At 49.7% G+C, this 15,116-nt stretch carries 13 protein-coding genes; 6 read left to right on the top strand and 7 right to left on the bottom strand.

Annotated elements, in window-relative coordinates; translation table 11 throughout:
• Nucleotides 1-118: 118 nt before the first annotated feature.
• The 7 genes from OOT00_RS10575 to OOT00_RS10545 form a co-directional block, all read right to left on the bottom strand.
• Nucleotides 119-838 (bottom strand): response regulator transcription factor, encoded by a 720-nt coding sequence (locus OOT00_RS10575; RefSeq protein ID WP_265425349.1) that lies wholly within the window; start codon nucleotides 836-838, stop codon nucleotides 119-121.
• A complete protein-coding gene (locus OOT00_RS10570) occupies nucleotides 807-1,793 on the bottom strand; it encodes a sensor histidine kinase (RefSeq protein WP_265425348.1) in 987 nt (328 codons plus the stop codon). The genes OOT00_RS10575 and OOT00_RS10570 overlap by 32 nt, the downstream gene beginning before the upstream one ends.
• A gap of 315 nt (nucleotides 1,794-2,108) precedes the next feature.
• Nucleotides 2,109-4,142: an ATP-binding protein gene (locus OOT00_RS10565; protein WP_265425347.1), complete on the bottom strand. Its 2,034-nt coding sequence runs from the start codon at nucleotides 4,140-4,142 to the stop codon at nucleotides 2,109-2,111.
• 152 nt (nucleotides 4,143-4,294) lie between these two features.
• On the bottom strand, nucleotides 4,295-5,233 hold the full coding sequence (gene ehuB, locus OOT00_RS10560; RefSeq protein ID WP_265425346.1) for an ectoine/hydroxyectoine ABC transporter substrate-binding protein EhuB: 939 nt from the start codon (nucleotides 5,231-5,233) through the stop codon (nucleotides 4,295-4,297).
• Between the two features lie 419 nt (nucleotides 5,234-5,652).
• Nucleotides 5,653-6,198: an NADPH-dependent FMN reductase gene (locus tag OOT00_RS10555; protein WP_265425345.1), complete on the bottom strand. Its 546-nt coding sequence runs from the start codon at nucleotides 6,196-6,198 to the stop codon at nucleotides 5,653-5,655.
• 236 nt (nucleotides 6,199-6,434) lie between these two features.
• On the bottom strand, nucleotides 6,435-7,103 hold the full coding sequence (locus OOT00_RS10550) for an RluA family pseudouridine synthase (protein ID WP_265425344.1): 669 nt from the start codon (nucleotides 7,101-7,103) through the stop codon (nucleotides 6,435-6,437).
• A 361-nt stretch (nucleotides 7,104-7,464) separates the two neighbouring features.
• Nucleotides 7,465-7,929 carry a polyhydroxyalkanoate synthesis regulator DNA-binding domain-containing protein gene (locus tag OOT00_RS10545; protein ID WP_265425343.1) on the bottom strand — a complete coding sequence of 155 codons (465 nt, stop codon included), beginning with the start codon at nucleotides 7,927-7,929 and terminating at the stop codon, nucleotides 7,465-7,467.
• A 212-nt stretch (nucleotides 7,930-8,141) separates the two neighbouring features.
• On the opposite strand from OOT00_RS10545, the gene OOT00_RS10540 reads away from it, so the two are divergent.
• The 6 genes from OOT00_RS10540 to OOT00_RS10515 all read left to right on the top strand — a co-directional run bounded on the left by OOT00_RS10540 (nucleotide 8,142) and on the right by OOT00_RS10515 (nucleotide 15,070).
• Nucleotides 8,142-8,405: a hypothetical protein gene (locus OOT00_RS10540; RefSeq protein ID WP_265425342.1), complete on the top strand. Its 264-nt coding sequence runs from the start codon at nucleotides 8,142-8,144 to the stop codon at nucleotides 8,403-8,405.
• A 16-nt stretch (nucleotides 8,406-8,421) separates the two neighbouring features.
• Nucleotides 8,422-8,673, top strand: a complete 252-nt coding sequence (locus OOT00_RS10535) for a hypothetical protein (protein WP_265425341.1) — start codon at nucleotides 8,422-8,424, stop codon at nucleotides 8,671-8,673.
• 328 nt (nucleotides 8,674-9,001) lie between these two features.
• Nucleotides 9,002-10,675 carry a chemotaxis protein CheA gene (locus OOT00_RS10530; RefSeq protein WP_265425340.1) on the top strand — a complete coding sequence of 558 codons (1,674 nt, stop codon included), beginning with the start codon at nucleotides 9,002-9,004 and terminating at the stop codon, nucleotides 10,673-10,675.
• Between the two features lie 143 nt (nucleotides 10,676-10,818).
• Nucleotides 10,819-11,646 (top strand): dihydrodipicolinate reductase, encoded by an 828-nt coding sequence (gene dapB, locus OOT00_RS10525; protein ID WP_265425339.1) that lies wholly within the window; start codon nucleotides 10,819-10,821, stop codon nucleotides 11,644-11,646.
• A gap of 77 nt (nucleotides 11,647-11,723) precedes the next feature.
• Entirely contained in the window at nucleotides 11,724-13,664 is a 1,941-nt protein-coding gene (locus OOT00_RS10520; RefSeq protein WP_265425338.1) for a c-type heme family protein, read from the top strand.
• Nucleotides 13,664-15,070 (top strand): sigma-54-dependent transcriptional regulator, encoded by a 1,407-nt coding sequence (locus OOT00_RS10515; RefSeq protein WP_265425337.1) that lies wholly within the window; start codon nucleotides 13,664-13,666, stop codon nucleotides 15,068-15,070. The genes OOT00_RS10520 and OOT00_RS10515 overlap by 1 nt, the downstream gene beginning before the upstream one ends.
• Nucleotides 15,071-15,116: the final 46 nt, after the last annotated feature.

The raw sequence follows: 15,116 nt of genomic DNA, 5'->3' as shown, positions 1-15,116 counted from the left end.
CAGAAAAAAAGGGCTTCCTGCCCTTTTTACCTGCTCCGGTACCGTTTCATTCCGGTCACTCATCCAGCCTTCGGAGTGCGGCCGGATGAAAGAACCTTTCGGGCAGCTCTCCACCGGTTCAGTCCTTATCTTCTTTCCCCTTTTTTTCTCCAAAAGGATCAAACAGATAGCCAACGGACCGGATGCTTTTAAAAAACTCCGGTTTCCGGGGGTTTTTCTCAAAATACCGCCGAAACCGCACAAGAAAATTATCTACCGTTCGGGTTGCAATCGGTGCGGCATAGCCCAGAGCACGGGTAAGGATGGCTTCTCGACTCACGGGCTTTCCTGGATTTTCCGCAAAATACCTCAAAATACGGAACTCCTGATCCGTAAGGGACACCTCCTCCTTACCCGCTATGGCTACACGCCTCTCCCAGTCTATGCGATTATCACCAAACAGATAATCTTCTTCCGAACTTCTGCCGCCCTCCTTTACCCTGTACAACAGCCTTTCCATGCGCAGTTCCAGTTCCTGCAGGTCAAAGGGCTTGGACATGTAATCATCACATCCTTTGCGTAGACCGTTTTTCCTGTCTTCCGTTTCTCCCTTTGCGGAGAGAATCAGTACGGGAAAATTCTTATCCATTTTTCGGATATCTTCCAGCACCCGAAGCCCATCCATGTCCGGAAGCATGCGATCCAGAATAACAAGGTCTGTTTTTTCCGACTTCCAGAAAAACAGACCCTCCTGGCCGGAAGCCGCACAAAGCACCTCGTATCCACCAAGGTGAAGGTTCAAACGGATCCCTTCCCTGAGATGGGGGTCATCTTCTATTATCAGAATTCTTTTTTTCATTTTTGGCAAGGTCCCTCTTTTTCAGGGGAAGGCTGATCAGAAAGGTCGAGCCCCGGCCGGGGCCATCGCTCTCTGCCCATATGCGTCCTTTATGCATGCGTACCAGATGACCGACAAGGTGCAGCCCAAGCCCGGTGCCCGGTGTGGGCCCCATAGGGTTGGCCCTGAAAAATCTCCTGAAAACAGACTTCAAATGCTTTTTCTGAAGCCCCAGCCCATTATCGTTGAATGAAAGCAGAATGTCTTTTTCTCTTTTATCAAGGTTTACCAACATAGCGGGTTTGTCCGAGTCATTGTAGCGCAGTGCATTTTCCATGAGGTTGGTCACCACCATGGTGAATAAGACAGGATCTACGGGGTAAAACAATGGATCCTTCTCCCCTGTCACCACGAGGGATAAAACCGCAAGATGAGGTTGCGAGGCATGAATGGCCTGAATTTTTCGGCCAAGATCCACGGGTTCCGGTGCAAGAGGGGTCACGCCTCCCTCAATCCGGGCAAGATTCAGTATCATTTCTATCTGCTCAGAAAGTCTTTCCGCATTCTGTTTCATATAGCCAAGATAACGAAGTGCTTCTTCCCGTGGCAATTCATGCCGGATAAAGGTGTCAAGATACAGTCGGATGGAAGCCACAGGCGTTTTGAGTTCATGGGTAAAACTTCTGAAAAACCGCCTCTGAACCCGATAAAGGGAAAGGGCACGGCGGTAGTAAAAATAAATGACACTGAGGCCCACCAGAATCAGACCCACCAGCACAGAAAGGGTGAGCACCACGCTAAAAGTTTCCGGAGCAAGAATTCTGTCACCATCCAGATTCAGGGTTCTGGCCAGCTCCAGAAGACCCGCCCGTACCTCCATAAACCATCTTATATACAAGAAAAAAGAAATACCAAGGGCCGTAATGGAAACCAGCATTACCAGCATGGCATTCCGAAGACTTTTTCTCAGCCTCACCCCATCTCCTGACAACGGTTGTTGGAATCAAAAAAATTCCTGATAACTCTGAGTAACTCTAGGAAAAGGCGACGCTGCGCCCCATGCAATGCTATGCAGCAAGCCACTCCAGACCTTGCCCTCTCTCTAAAATCTTAAGAAATACATCAACAGGGAAAATGCTCTTTTAGGGCTTTCTGCCCTCATTCAAGGGGAAGAGAGCACGTTGACGGAATAACAACCACCTTGAATATACTACCAAAAGCCCATATGGATAGCGCAGGGTACAGCCATATGGGCCCCTTTTGTTCACCTACAAAAAACAGAGCTCTGCATTCATGACCGAAGCAGAATATCTTCAATTCTGGCAGCCATTTCTTTTCGTGAAAAAGGCTTCTGGATAAAAAATTCCTTATTGCCACAGGCAATTCTGCCATGCATGATGTGACCCGCACCATATCCGGACATAAACAGTTTTTTCATACCCGGATACTGCCTGCTCAACAGGTCTGCAAGCTCCCTCCCGTCCATTCCCGGTAACACGACATCGCTTATCAGAAGATCAGGGGAAAAACCATGAATACCTTGCAGAGCTTCTTCCGCGCTGGAGGCCGCCACGACGCGGTAGGACAAACTTTCCAGCAGCATTTTTCCAAGGTCCAGAAGAGCGGGATCATCCTCCACAAAAAGAATGGTTGCATCACGGTTTTTCCCCGAAGCAAAGGACTGGTCAGCGGTTTCCTCTGAATCAGGCTTCTCTGCTTCAAGGGGCAGATGTACAGCAAACGATGTACCCTTGCCCACCTTACTGACAACCTGAATAAATCCCCTGTTCTGTCTCACAATACCATATACAATGGAAAGACCGAGACCTGTGCCCTTACCCGATTCTTTGGTGGTAAAAAAAGGATCAAAAATCTTATCCTGTACGTCCCTTGTGATACCCGCCCCATTGTCATCCACCGTGAGCCGGGCATAGGCCCCCGGAAAACTGCCCAGATGAAGGGCACAATAAGCGGCATCCAGCACCACCGTGTCCACCTCAAGCCGGAGAGTTCCATGTTCTCCCATGGCATCTCTGGCATTGATGCAGAGATTAACCAGTACCTGATCGAGCTGGGCCGGATCCATCTGAATCCATACCGGCTGTTTCCCCGGTTTCCAGTCAATCCGAATATTCTCTCCCACCAGTCGCTTCAGCATTTTCAGGGTGTTTTCAACCCCAGTATTCGCATCCATCAAAACGGGAGAAATCTCCTGCTTCCTGGCAAATGCCAATAGCTGCCGTGTCAGAGACACAGAATGATTTACTGCTTTTTTCATTTCCATCAGATCTTGATATATAGTGGAATCTTTATCCACGGCCTCTTCACAGAACTCAAGATGGCCAAGGATAATTCCCAGCATATTATTAAAATCATGGGCCATACCACCGGCTAATCTGCCAACGGATTCCATTTTCTGTGCCTGTATGAGCTGCTGCTGCAAAAGCGTTCTTTCTTCTTCCATCTGCCGAGATTCCGTGATGTCTCTGGCAATACCATACATACCAAATATCTCACCCTCGCGATCAAAAAGAGGACCCTTGGATGTAAAGAATATCCGCAGGGTACCACTACCTGAGGTGAGTATTTCCTCCTGCATGATTGCCCTGCCTGAACTCAGGATTGCCTGATCATCTGCCCTGAGCATGGCGGCTGTTGGGGGAGAAAAAATACCCTCGTCATCATTTCCCAAAATCTCTTTCTCAGGCATACCCGTAAATACTTCCATGGCTTTATTGCAAAGCAGGTATTTTCCCTGACGATCCTTTACAAAAACAGCATCACGGCTACTCGCAAGAAGCGCCCTCGTCAACTGCTCCTGTCGGCCCTGACGAATTTCTGCCTGACTTCCCCGCCAGAGAAAAACAAGAGACAGGGAGAGAAACCCCAGCCAAAACAGTACACCTGCACGCTGCCATTGCTGGCGAACAGCCATTTCTTCCACAAGACGGAGGGCAAGAAAGGTATCAATGGTACTGGCTGCCTGCCTCAGCTCACGGAAGGTTTTCTGCTGATAAATGGCAAGCTGGCTTCCATCCTGATCCACCTCCTCCCCTTCCCGCATGAGCCTGTCCAGTCGATTCAGTGATGCGCTGTACTGTTCCAGCAGTTTCAGCAACTCTCCTTCCGGTATTTCGGCAGGAATCCCCTGTAAGGTACTGCGTCCTTCCATGGCATCACGAACAGAAAGCTTTGCTTTATCCAGGTAGTAAAAAATCTCGCTGTCAGATGAATCTGCATGGTTCCCATTCTCCGATCCAGCAAGAAAGGCTTGAAATACAGCATGACGTGACTGGCAGAGATTATCACTTATGGGAATATACATAGCATAGGATTTCTGCCACAAAGTATTACTTCCATACAGAAGGAGGCAGGAAAAAAATGCTATAAATCCTGTCGCCAGTAAAGGCTGATATCCGGTGGCAAAACGGCTATTTTCAGTTTTTTTGAAAAAAAAAGTCTGACCTGACCGCATCCTTATTCCTCCCCTGCCCCAAACCTGACTGCGAAAGCAACATTCTCTTCTGTAAATCCAAAGGAAGCAACCAGCTTCCGGTGCTCCTGACTGCCCACATAGGTTTTCAGCATCCTGTCAAAATGCGCCAAAAGATCTCTTTCTTCCATGCGAAAACCAAAAGCACTGCATCCCGTCACCCGTCCTCCGCCATCAAAGGGAAGAGCCCTCTCCATATCAGCATGCACACCGGCAAGAAAAGTGACGCTCGGGCCTGTAAGGGCAAACGCATGGGCCATGTCATGACGCATGGCACGAACAGCCAGTTCCGGATCGGGAAAAGCCAGTATGCGGTTCTGGGGAATCCCGGCATGGATGGCCTGCTCCATCTCCACGGCACCCTTCAGAACCGCCAGTACAACATCAGACCTGCCCGCAATATCCCGGTAACTGCTGAGTCCCAGCGGATTGTTCTTCTGTACCAGCAATGCGGATTCCATGCAGGCCGTAGGCAAACTGAAAGCAATTTGCCCTTCCCTCTCCGGAGAAATAAACATGCCCGCTGCAATCATATCAAAACGCCCGGCCTGAAGCATGGGGATAAGGGAAGCAAAATCCACCTCAACCCATTCTATGGTGCGTATACCCATTTTTTTCAAAACAGCCCTGGCAACCTCTGGTGCCTCTCCTGTAACAACAGATGACTCACTGCGCCATGCAAAAGGAGCTTCGCCAGCATAGCCGATCCGTATCACACCGGTTTTGGATATACGGTCCAGGGCAGATTCTCCCGGCAAAGAGCTTGCCAAAATACCCAGAAAGGCGGCCATGAACATCAGGCACAGAGAAATCCAAAGAATGCTATTCCTACGGGAAAATATCCGGACAAATGGCTGCAGAAGCCGATACTGTATCCGCTGATCGTTATCCATAATATTCCAACCGGTACGGGGGAATACCATGGTATACAAACCATGGCATCCCCGGATCAACTGAGAGGGAGGTGCAAGGAATCAACAGGATTTCGAGCAAAGTCATGCCGGATAATGATATGCCTCAGTCAAAAAAACGATAAGAAAACAGGCAGGCAACTGCCGGAAATCCTTGCAGTCGTTTCAATGAAAGTCTGGGCCCGCAGAGGCAAAGTCGCTGCCTTCTGACATAACGCTATAGAGGTATGAACGGGATAGACCGTACTGATGGTCCAATTGCAAAAAATGACAAAAGGCTTGTCTGAAAGACTTTTGCCATAACGAATCGGCCTGTCAGGCCGACAAAAGCCGTTCTGCCTGCCCACTTCTCTGGAACTGAATTCCAGCTTTTCCGGGAAGGGACTCCACAGGGGGATTCATACAACGAAAATACTGGCCGAGCTCTGGTGTTACCGCAGCTTCAGGGTCCACGCATTCAGGGCTGTCATAAGCTTACCTATCTGCTTCTGGATCTTTTCATCCATGAGGTTACCCTCCTCATCAAAACCGCCGGCAAAAGCATTGCAAAAAATTTCCGGAGCGTTCAGAACATGAAGATTCAGAAATACACAGACCTGACGGAGATGATACTGAGCCCTGGCCGTTCCCATTCCTCCACCCGCCCCCATCATGGCCGCTGCCTTTCCAGCCAGAAGACGGTTTTCAGGTTCGCGGGAGGCCCAGTCCAATGCATTCTTTAAAACAGGGGCAATGGAATAATTATACTCCGGGCAGGCAAAAAGCAGGGCATCTGCCTGCTCCAGCTCTTTGAAAAAATCGTTAACTGCCGCAGGCTTTTCTGAAATATCGCTGTTATAAAATGGTATCCGGGATAAATCCGCTAAACTGATTGCAAGCCCTTCCGGTGACGCCTGCTGCGCGTATCGCAGGAGTCCCATGTTGGTGGAATGTTGCCGGAGGCTGCCGCAGATACCCAATACACGAATCTTTTCCATTTCTTTCTCCTTTCAAGAATGAAGGAACCACATACGGACGGACATCCAATGGCTGCGGGAGAGAAACTTTTTTCTGGTAGCACTGTCATCTCCATGCAAACCAGCAGGAGATCTACCAGCAAACCGGTGCGCGCGATGTTACAGGCTGGCCAGAGAAAAAGCCTGCCCATTAACCTGGAAAGTGTACCATGCTAGCATAATTTCATTTCATTGAATACCTGCAATGCAACAAACCATTATTCATAGCCATTGCAAAGACGACTGAAAGCCTCTGGAACAGGTGATTTTACATGGACGGATCCGCCATCTGGAAGAGGCAGCGTCAGGTGGCGGGCATGCAGCATAAGGCGCTCCCATTCCTGTTGAAGGCCCCTGTCGCCATATCGGAGATCGCCCACAATGGGATACCCCATATGATAAAGGTGAACCCGGATCTGATGACGCCTGCCTGTTACAGGAAACACATCCAGAAGAGCCTTGTCACCATACTCACCAATCTGATGCCAGTGAGTGAGGCTTTCCTTGCCCCTCAGGACATCCACTCCCATACGCCCTGACCCAAAGGCACGGATAGGTGCACGGAGAGAACCTGTCTTTTTGTCCGGCAAACCATGTACCAGAGCAAGATAATTTTTTTGAACCCTTCGATGCTCAAACTCCATACTCAGAAAGCGATGAGCGGCCGCCTTTTTGGCAAAAACCAGCACACCACTTACTTCCTTGTCCAGCCTGTGAACAACATAAAGCCGGTTCCGGCAACACGTCTCCACTTTATGTAAAAGACAAGGAGCCGTTTTATCCCGCTCAGGTATCACCGCAACCCCTGCAGGCTTATCAACGATCAGCAGATCTTCACTTTCAAAAAGAACAACCACCCCAGCCTCTTCATACATGGCCTCTATCATGCATTCATCTTTCTGTTTTATTGTACAGGTACAGACCATGGGCCTTGCTGGGAACATGCACCTGTCATCCTAATGAAAATAGCCCCAGCCTGAAGGAAGGGACTATTTTCATTGAACAACTGCCCTTGGGCAATATTTGCTGCGGAACCGCCTGACAGGTCTAAACACTGAAGCAGATTGTCATCCGTCATCACCTGGTGCATGTGGAAACATAATTCCCGCAGCAGCCCGGCTAGTCAGAAAAAATTTTGCCCCGGATCAGGCTGCACCCTTATTACCCTCAGAACGGCAATGCCCCCATGAAATGATTTTGCCGGAAACTATTTTCTTCAAAAAAAGAAACCTGCAAAAAACAGAAAACCTATTTCTTGGGAGGATCTTCTTCTTTCTCTGGCGTAAAAAATTCCATAAACGGTCTAAAAGGTGAAATGCCGGTCATGGTTTTCTGTGCCATGCCAGAAATATCCATACCCAGATCCAGCATCCGGCGGAACTGTTCATCAAAGGCTGATTTCTGGTGCAGATAGTTTCCAAGAATCTGCTGAAGATACTTTTCAAAAAATTCACTGAGAACATTATCCCCATAGCGGATGATCAGATGCAGCAGAGGTACGGGCAGAAGGGCATTCTTCTGGCGGGCCTCCTCAAGCACAATCTGCGTCAGAATAAAAGCCGTGACATCCTCCTCCGTGTTCACATCCACCACATGGATACTGCGACCTTCCCGAATCAGATTCCGGACTTCCGCAAGGGTAACGTACTTACTTTTTTCCGTGTCATACAAACGCCGGTTGGCGTATTTTTTTATCAGAACCCGCTCTCCCATAAACCCCTCTCCATATTGCACTGCAACAAGACTGCAGCTCAACAGTTCCTGCCGAATACACACCGGCAAACCCAGAAAATCAACGATCATCCAAAGAATATAAAAAACCAGAATATTTTTTTCTTGACACAACGCACAAAACACTTACACTTCAGTTATGAAGTTGCAGTGCAGCATAACACCCAGACCAAATACAGCAAGGAGCATATATCATGGAACCAAAAATCATTGCAAAACAAATCCTTGACTTCCAGAAGGCTCTTCTGAACAACCTTTACACAACAGCAGCCGTTATACAGGACCATGGAGAAAAAATTACTCGCCTCGTGCTGGAGCCCCTCCCCCATGTTCCCGACCAGAACAAAGCACTGGTTACCGAATGGATCACAAACGTTCGTCAGGGACAGGAAAAAGTCAGAAAATTCAACGAGGAAGGGTTCGCACGCCTGGAACGCTACATAGAAGAAACTCCCTAATCCGTAAGGAGGGCCTATGGATCACCATATAACGGTACTGTCAATGCACCGGCAGAGTTTTGAATTTTTTTTTGACTGTATGGACTCCCTGCAGCAACAGAACCAGACCATACTCCGTACCTGGATAGGACTGAGCGGCATTCCCCTTGGAGAAAGAACAGATTATCACCTCCAAAGATGGCATGATCTTTTTAATCGAACCACAGACGATGCCAGAGATACCGCCAATACTATTCTCGAAAAAATCGGATCCAGAATCCCAGACTGACAGATCAGCCGCACCCTTCATGGTGCCAGAACAGGCCCGCATCGTTACCTCCTTGCCGTAGACTCCCCCGTTCTCGAAAAGGTGGAATCATAATGATGCGGGCACTTCTTTCCTGTCCCCTTTCCAGCCCACCTGCCATATTTACAAGTCACCAAAAACAATATATATTTCCAGATACAGCGGTCTGAGCCATAAACCATGAGAATCAGACCGCTTCTTTGTGCCATACCGATACGATCAGCCATCGCTGGCACATAACTCCCTAAGAAGAACAACTTTTTTCACAGACATTGTGCCTAGGGCTTATTCCCACGTATCTGGAGAGAGCATGAATCAAAATGGTGTGCCACGGCACCCGGACCGCCTGCCATCGCATCTGGATATGGATCTGTATGCTGATTTTCTTTCCGTACAGCCTCCTGTCTTTGCTGCGATGGAAGAGCAGATCCTCCGGGCCGGTCAAGAGGAACAGGCCCTTACAGAACTGCGCCGCTCCTTCCATACCCTGAAAGGTGAAGCGGGCTTTTTCAGACTTCACACCGTTGAAAGCCTCTGTCATGCAGCAGAGGGTACGCTGGAATCGGCCCTCTTTACTTCGGATATGACCTCACATTTTCTGGATATCCAAAGCTGGCTGAAACATGCCTTTGACTGGTATTCCGGTAAAAATGTCACTCCTCCGGAAGATCCTTCCGTACTTCATAAAAAACTCGGGGAAAGTAACCTGACCACCTCTCCTGAAGGTATGCAGCGGAATACCTCTTCCGGCACCAGAAACCGTCAGGTCCGGGAAAACGTTCTTGTTGAAGCGGAGCGCCTTGACCGCCTTATGGACACAATCGGAGAGCTGGTGATTGTGGAAACCATGGTGCGCCAGTGCCCCGAACTTCAGCACATCGGAACAGGGGCTCTCAGCGCCCATCTTTCCCAGCTGACAAAACTTACCAGAGAACTGCAAAGTCTTGGGCTGACTCTGCGCATGGTTCCCATCCGACCGCTTTTCATGAAAATGGAACGGATGATACAGGAGCTTGGGAAAAATCTCGGCAAAGAAGTCTCCTTCCAGCGCCATGGAGAAGAGACAGAGCTGGACCGGTCTCTCGTTGAACATCTTCGTGACCCTCTCCTCCATCTGGTACGCAATGCCCTGGATCATGGCATTGAATCTCCGGACGTACGGATAAAAAAAAATAAACCTGCAAAAGGCTGCCTCACCATGGAAGCCTTCCACAGTGGCGGCGACATTCATATCATTATTCAGGATGATGGTCAGGGTCTGGATCTGGAAAGTATCAGCCGGAAGGCAAGGGAAAAAGGACTCCTCTCCCATAGGGAAGAACTCCAGCCGCAGGATCTTGAAAAAATCATTTTTCACTCCGGTTTTTCTACAGCATCCAGCCTGACGGAAATATCTGGCAGAGGGGTTGGCCTGGACGTGGTGCGCGACCAGATCACTTCCCTGTCCGGGAATATTCACCTGGAAAGCAAACGGGACCATGGTACCCGCTTTCATCTCCGCATACCCATGACCGTAGCCATTATAGATGGCATAGTCTGCCGGTGCGGGCGTCAGCGCTATGTCATTCCCACGCTCTGTGTGCTGGGCAGCAGAGAAGTAAAGCCCGGTGACCTGGCAAGGCTGCCAACGGGTATGTCCATGATTCATTTTCAGGATCATCTTCTGCCCGCCTCCTCGCTGGAAAAACTGCTGCAGATAACAGAAAACGGATCGGATACTTCCTTCCCCATTGTCATGGTTGTGGAAGCAGAAGGAGCCCAGGCCGGGATACTTGTGGATGAAATCCTCGGTAAACAGCAGATAGTGGTCAAGCCACTGGGGGCAAGCTTCAAAAAAATACAGGGAATAGCCGGTGCGGCCATCATGCCTGACGGATCCGTCGGGCTGATCCTGGATCCTCAGGGCCTGATACAGGCCACATTCCGACAAAGTGAAAAAGCACCCGGCCAAAAAGCACTGGACAGAAAAGTGGTGCCAAGGTAAGCGAGGGCTGGCTCATTCCATGGACTTCTACGGTTCCTGAAAAAAAGCCATTTTTCATCTGTGTAGCCCTGTACATTGCGTTCAGAACTGCCGTTCTGATATGCTCAATGATTACGGCGACCGCCAAATCTCAAGGAGTCAACATGCCCAGAATACCTGTTATGATCAATGGCTTGCCAGGAAACGTGGCATCCACCCTGATCCCTCACCTTCTTGCTGATGAAACCTTCTTTCTCGTCCCGGCATCCCTCACAGGCCCGGGAACCCATATAAAAACCTTTCACAACGACCATTTTTCCTTTGATCTTATCAGGCCATCTGAAAGAGATTCCAGGATCAAAGCTCTCCTTTCCGAATATGAAGGCCTCATCGCCATCGACTATACCCACCCCAGCGCCGTCAATACCAATGCCATTTTCTACGCAGCCCAAGGCATTCCCTTTGTCATGGGCACCACAGGAGGTGACAGGGATGCCCTTCTCAAAACCGTTTCGGACTCTGCTATCTGTGCCGTTATTGCCCCTAACATGGCAAAACAGATTGTGGGATTTCAGGCCATGATGGCCTATGCCGCAAGTAATTTTCCAGGTCTGTTCGAAGGATACAGCCTCCGTATTCAGGAAAGTCATCAGGCCGGCAAAGCGGATACTTCAGGGACGGCTAAAGCCATGGTCAGCCATTTCAATGCGCTGGGTATCCCGTTTACGGTAGATGGCATTGAAATGGAAAGAGATCCTGAAGAACAGAAAAAGACCTGGCGCATTCCGGCTGAACATATTCAGGGGCATGCCTGGCATACCTACACCCTGTCTTCCCCCGATGACAGCGTCTGCTTCCGTTTTACCCATAATATCAATGGAAGAGACATCTATGCCAAAGGAACGCTTGATGCCGTACGTTTTCTCAAGCGCAGAATGAATGAAACCTGCAGGGGGCGGGTTTTCTCCATGATTGATGTTCTTGGCGGATGATAAATACCCGCTCCCGGTCACCTCGGGGGCGGTTGTCCGTACTCCATACAAAGCGTAGAGGTTTTTCTATCCTTATCATGCCCAAACACAGCATAAAAAAAAGATTTCGCCTGGGTGCAGCACTCATTGTACTGGTGTTCTGCCTGGCCGCCGCTCTTATGGAGTACCATTACCTTCGCCATGAGTACTTTGGTATGCTGTACCAGAAAACTACCATTTTCATGGCCATGGCTGAATCCAGCCGGGACTATGTGCGGGAAGTTCTCCGCCCGCGTATGCAGGATCATTTCAACGACGACACCTTTATTCTGGAGGCCATGAGCACCTCATTTGTCTCAAGGGAGGTCATGAAACGTCTGCATGATGAATTCCCGGAGTTCAACTACAAAAGGGCCGCCACAAATCCACGAAACCCCATCAATCTTGCCGACAGCTTTGAAAGCGAACGGATAGAGTGGTTCAATGAAAATCAGGGGCAGTCTGAGTGGAGCGGCAGGCTCAAAAGGGATAAGCACTCCTACTTTGTCCATATGACCGCCGTACGCGTGGAGGAAAGCTGCCTCGTGTGCCACGGTTCTCCGGATACAGCTCCGGAAGATATCCTGAGAATTTACGGTGATCAGGCAAGTTTTTACTACAATGCCGGTGACGTGGTGGCTGCGGAAACCATCTACCTTCCCATTGACCCGACGCTTACCCGCATCATGGAAAAAGCCTGGGTAATTTTTTTTATCACCGCCCTTTCACTGGCTTCCCTCCTCGTCCTGTTTTACCTCCTGTTTCACCGGACAGTCATCCTCAATCTCAGGGAAATTTTATACAACTTTAAAAACATCAATGATGACTTCTCTTCTGTCCCCACCCTTCCGAGCACCGAACCCGGCCAGGATGAGGCCGAACAGCTCCAGACCAGCCTGTCCATTCTGGCAGACAAGCTGAAGGAGGTACATCATGACCTCCTTCAGAGCGAAGCCAAATACAGAAATCTCTTTGAAACCGCTCCCGAGGCCATTCTTGTAAGCAGGGGCGGAGTACTTACGGACATCAATGCCGCAGGTCTCCTGCTCTTTGGTTTTACGGATATCCGGGAAGCCCTTGAAATTGAATCCGTATACCAGCTTTTCTGGGACGGGCAGCAAACAAGGCGACTATGGGATATTCTGCGAAAAGACTGTCATATCCGGGATATGGAAATCCGCATTGTCAACCGTAGGGGAGAAAGAAGGGATGTTCTTTTTTCCTGCATCGCAAGGCCTGGAATATGCATGGAAATTCCAGACTTTGAAGCGTCCATGAGGGACATTACTGACAAAAAACGTATGGATGCCTATCTGGCCCAAACCGACAGACTCACCTCCGTCGGTGAGCTGGCCGCTGGTGTTGCCCATGAAATCAATAACCCCCTGGGAGTTATTCAGCTTTATGCCGGACTCATTGAAAAGGCGGCAGCAGATGACAGCCAGATCCGTCATGACATCGGCATCATTCTCAAACATACCCATATCTGCAAACATGTAGTGGAAGCTCTTCTGGATTTTTCACGGGCAATGCCAACCATGTACAACCCTTTAGATATGCATGACATGATAGCTGAAATCCTGGGCGTGCTTTCCAGAGAAATTCAGAACCATGGACTGACTCTCTCCTTCAGCCCCGATACCTCCCTCCCTCCCATCATCGCCGATGCCCAGCAAATGAAACAGGTTTGGATGAACCTTATTCTCAATGCCATGCAGGCAACGGAGCCCGGAGGCCGCATAGAAATTTCATCCCGGCTGGACAGGATGGGGGATCAGGCCGTTTTTACCATTACAGACACAGGCCACGGAATTTCCAGAAGAAATCTGAACCGTATTTTTGAACCTTTTTTCACAACCCGGGCAGAAAAAAAAGGCACCGGGCTTGGCCTTGCCGTTGTCTACGGAATCATTTCCCGACATGGTGGCGATATTTTTGTGGACAGCAGTCCGGGGCAGGGCTGCACCTTCACCATCTGCCTGCCTCTGGAGAAAGACTAATGGAAACCAAAGATACCCTTCTGCTTGTGGATGATGAGACCGATCTGGTTCAGGGCCTGAGCCGCACCATACAGGCAGAAATGCCCTGTGAAATTCTTACAGCCACCAGTGCGGAAGATGCCCTTGCCCTTCTGGCTGCCCATCCCGTAGATCTTGTCCTCACAGATATCCGCATGTCCGGAATGGACGGCCTGTCTCTGCTGAAAAAAATTCATAAAAAAGACCCCCATCTGTCCGTGATACTGATGACAGGATATGGCACCATAGAAACCGCTGTCACAGCCATACGGGAAGGAGCCTATGACTTTATATCCAAACCCTTTAAAAACGACAGCCTGATTCACACCCTCCGCAAGGGACTGGAACACAACCGCCTTGTACGGGAAAATCTCAGACTTTCACGGATTCTCTGTGCCTCCACCCCCGGTCTCGTGGGCCAGTCTGGCCCCATGCGGGCCATCTATGAAAAAATCCGCATGCTTGCCAGAACCGATGTAACGGTTCTTATCTGCGGAGAAACCGGTACGGGTAAAGAGCTTACGGCCCGGGCACTCCACGAATCAAGTCCGCGACGTGGCGGCCCCATGATTACCGTTAACTGCCCTGCCATACCTGAATCCATGCTGGAAAGTGAACTCTTCGGCTATGCTAAAGGTGCCTTTACCGGAGCGGTCAAAGACAGGCAGGGATATTTTGCCGCTGCTGAAGGTGGCACAATTTTTCTCGATGAAATCGGAGACCTTCCCCTGCCCCTGCAGTCCAAACTGCTCAGGGTTCTTCAGGAAAAGGAAATCAACCCTCTGGGCAGTGATCTGAGCCGCAAAGTAGACGTCCGTATACTGGCAGCTACCCATCAGAACCTCGAAAAGAAGGTGGAAGACAACACCTTCCGGGCAGATCTCTACTACAGGTTGAATGTGGCCAGCCTCACCATGCCCCCCTTACGGGAAATACGGGAGGATATTCCTCTGCTGGTGGAACATTTTCTGGACAAAACAGCCTGTCAGCTCCGTATGGAAAAAAAACGGGTTTCATCCCTGCTGCTGGAAGAACTCATGCAGGCCCCCTGGCCGGGCAACATCAGAGAACTGGAAAACACTCTGCAGGGACTTTGTGTCATGACACAGGAAAAGGAAATCCCTCCCCAAAATGCTTTGAAGAGGGACAGGATCCCGGATCTGGATTTCTTCACGGACTCTCCCCTGCCCCACCGTAACCTTCCCTATCAGCAATTAAAGGAAAAGGTACTGGCCCGTTTTACCCGCCAATATCTGGACCATCTTCTGAAGGAGACTTCCGGTAACATATCCCATGCCGCAAGACTGTCCGGCATACAACGCCAGTCTCTCCAGAAAATTATACGCCGCTATCAAATGGACGCCACCCATTACCGGGGTAGGGAATAACTCCCTTGCCTGTACCCTGTCATAGCAGGAGGATCCGTGTCCGTGG

Source organism: Desulfobotulus pelophilus (assembly GCF_026155325.1).
Lineage (GTDB): Bacteria > Desulfobacterota > Desulfobacteria > Desulfobacterales > ASO4-4 > Desulfobotulus > Desulfobotulus pelophilus.
Note: the sequence above shows the minus strand (reverse complement) of the source record. Positions and strands in the feature narration are given on the sequence as shown.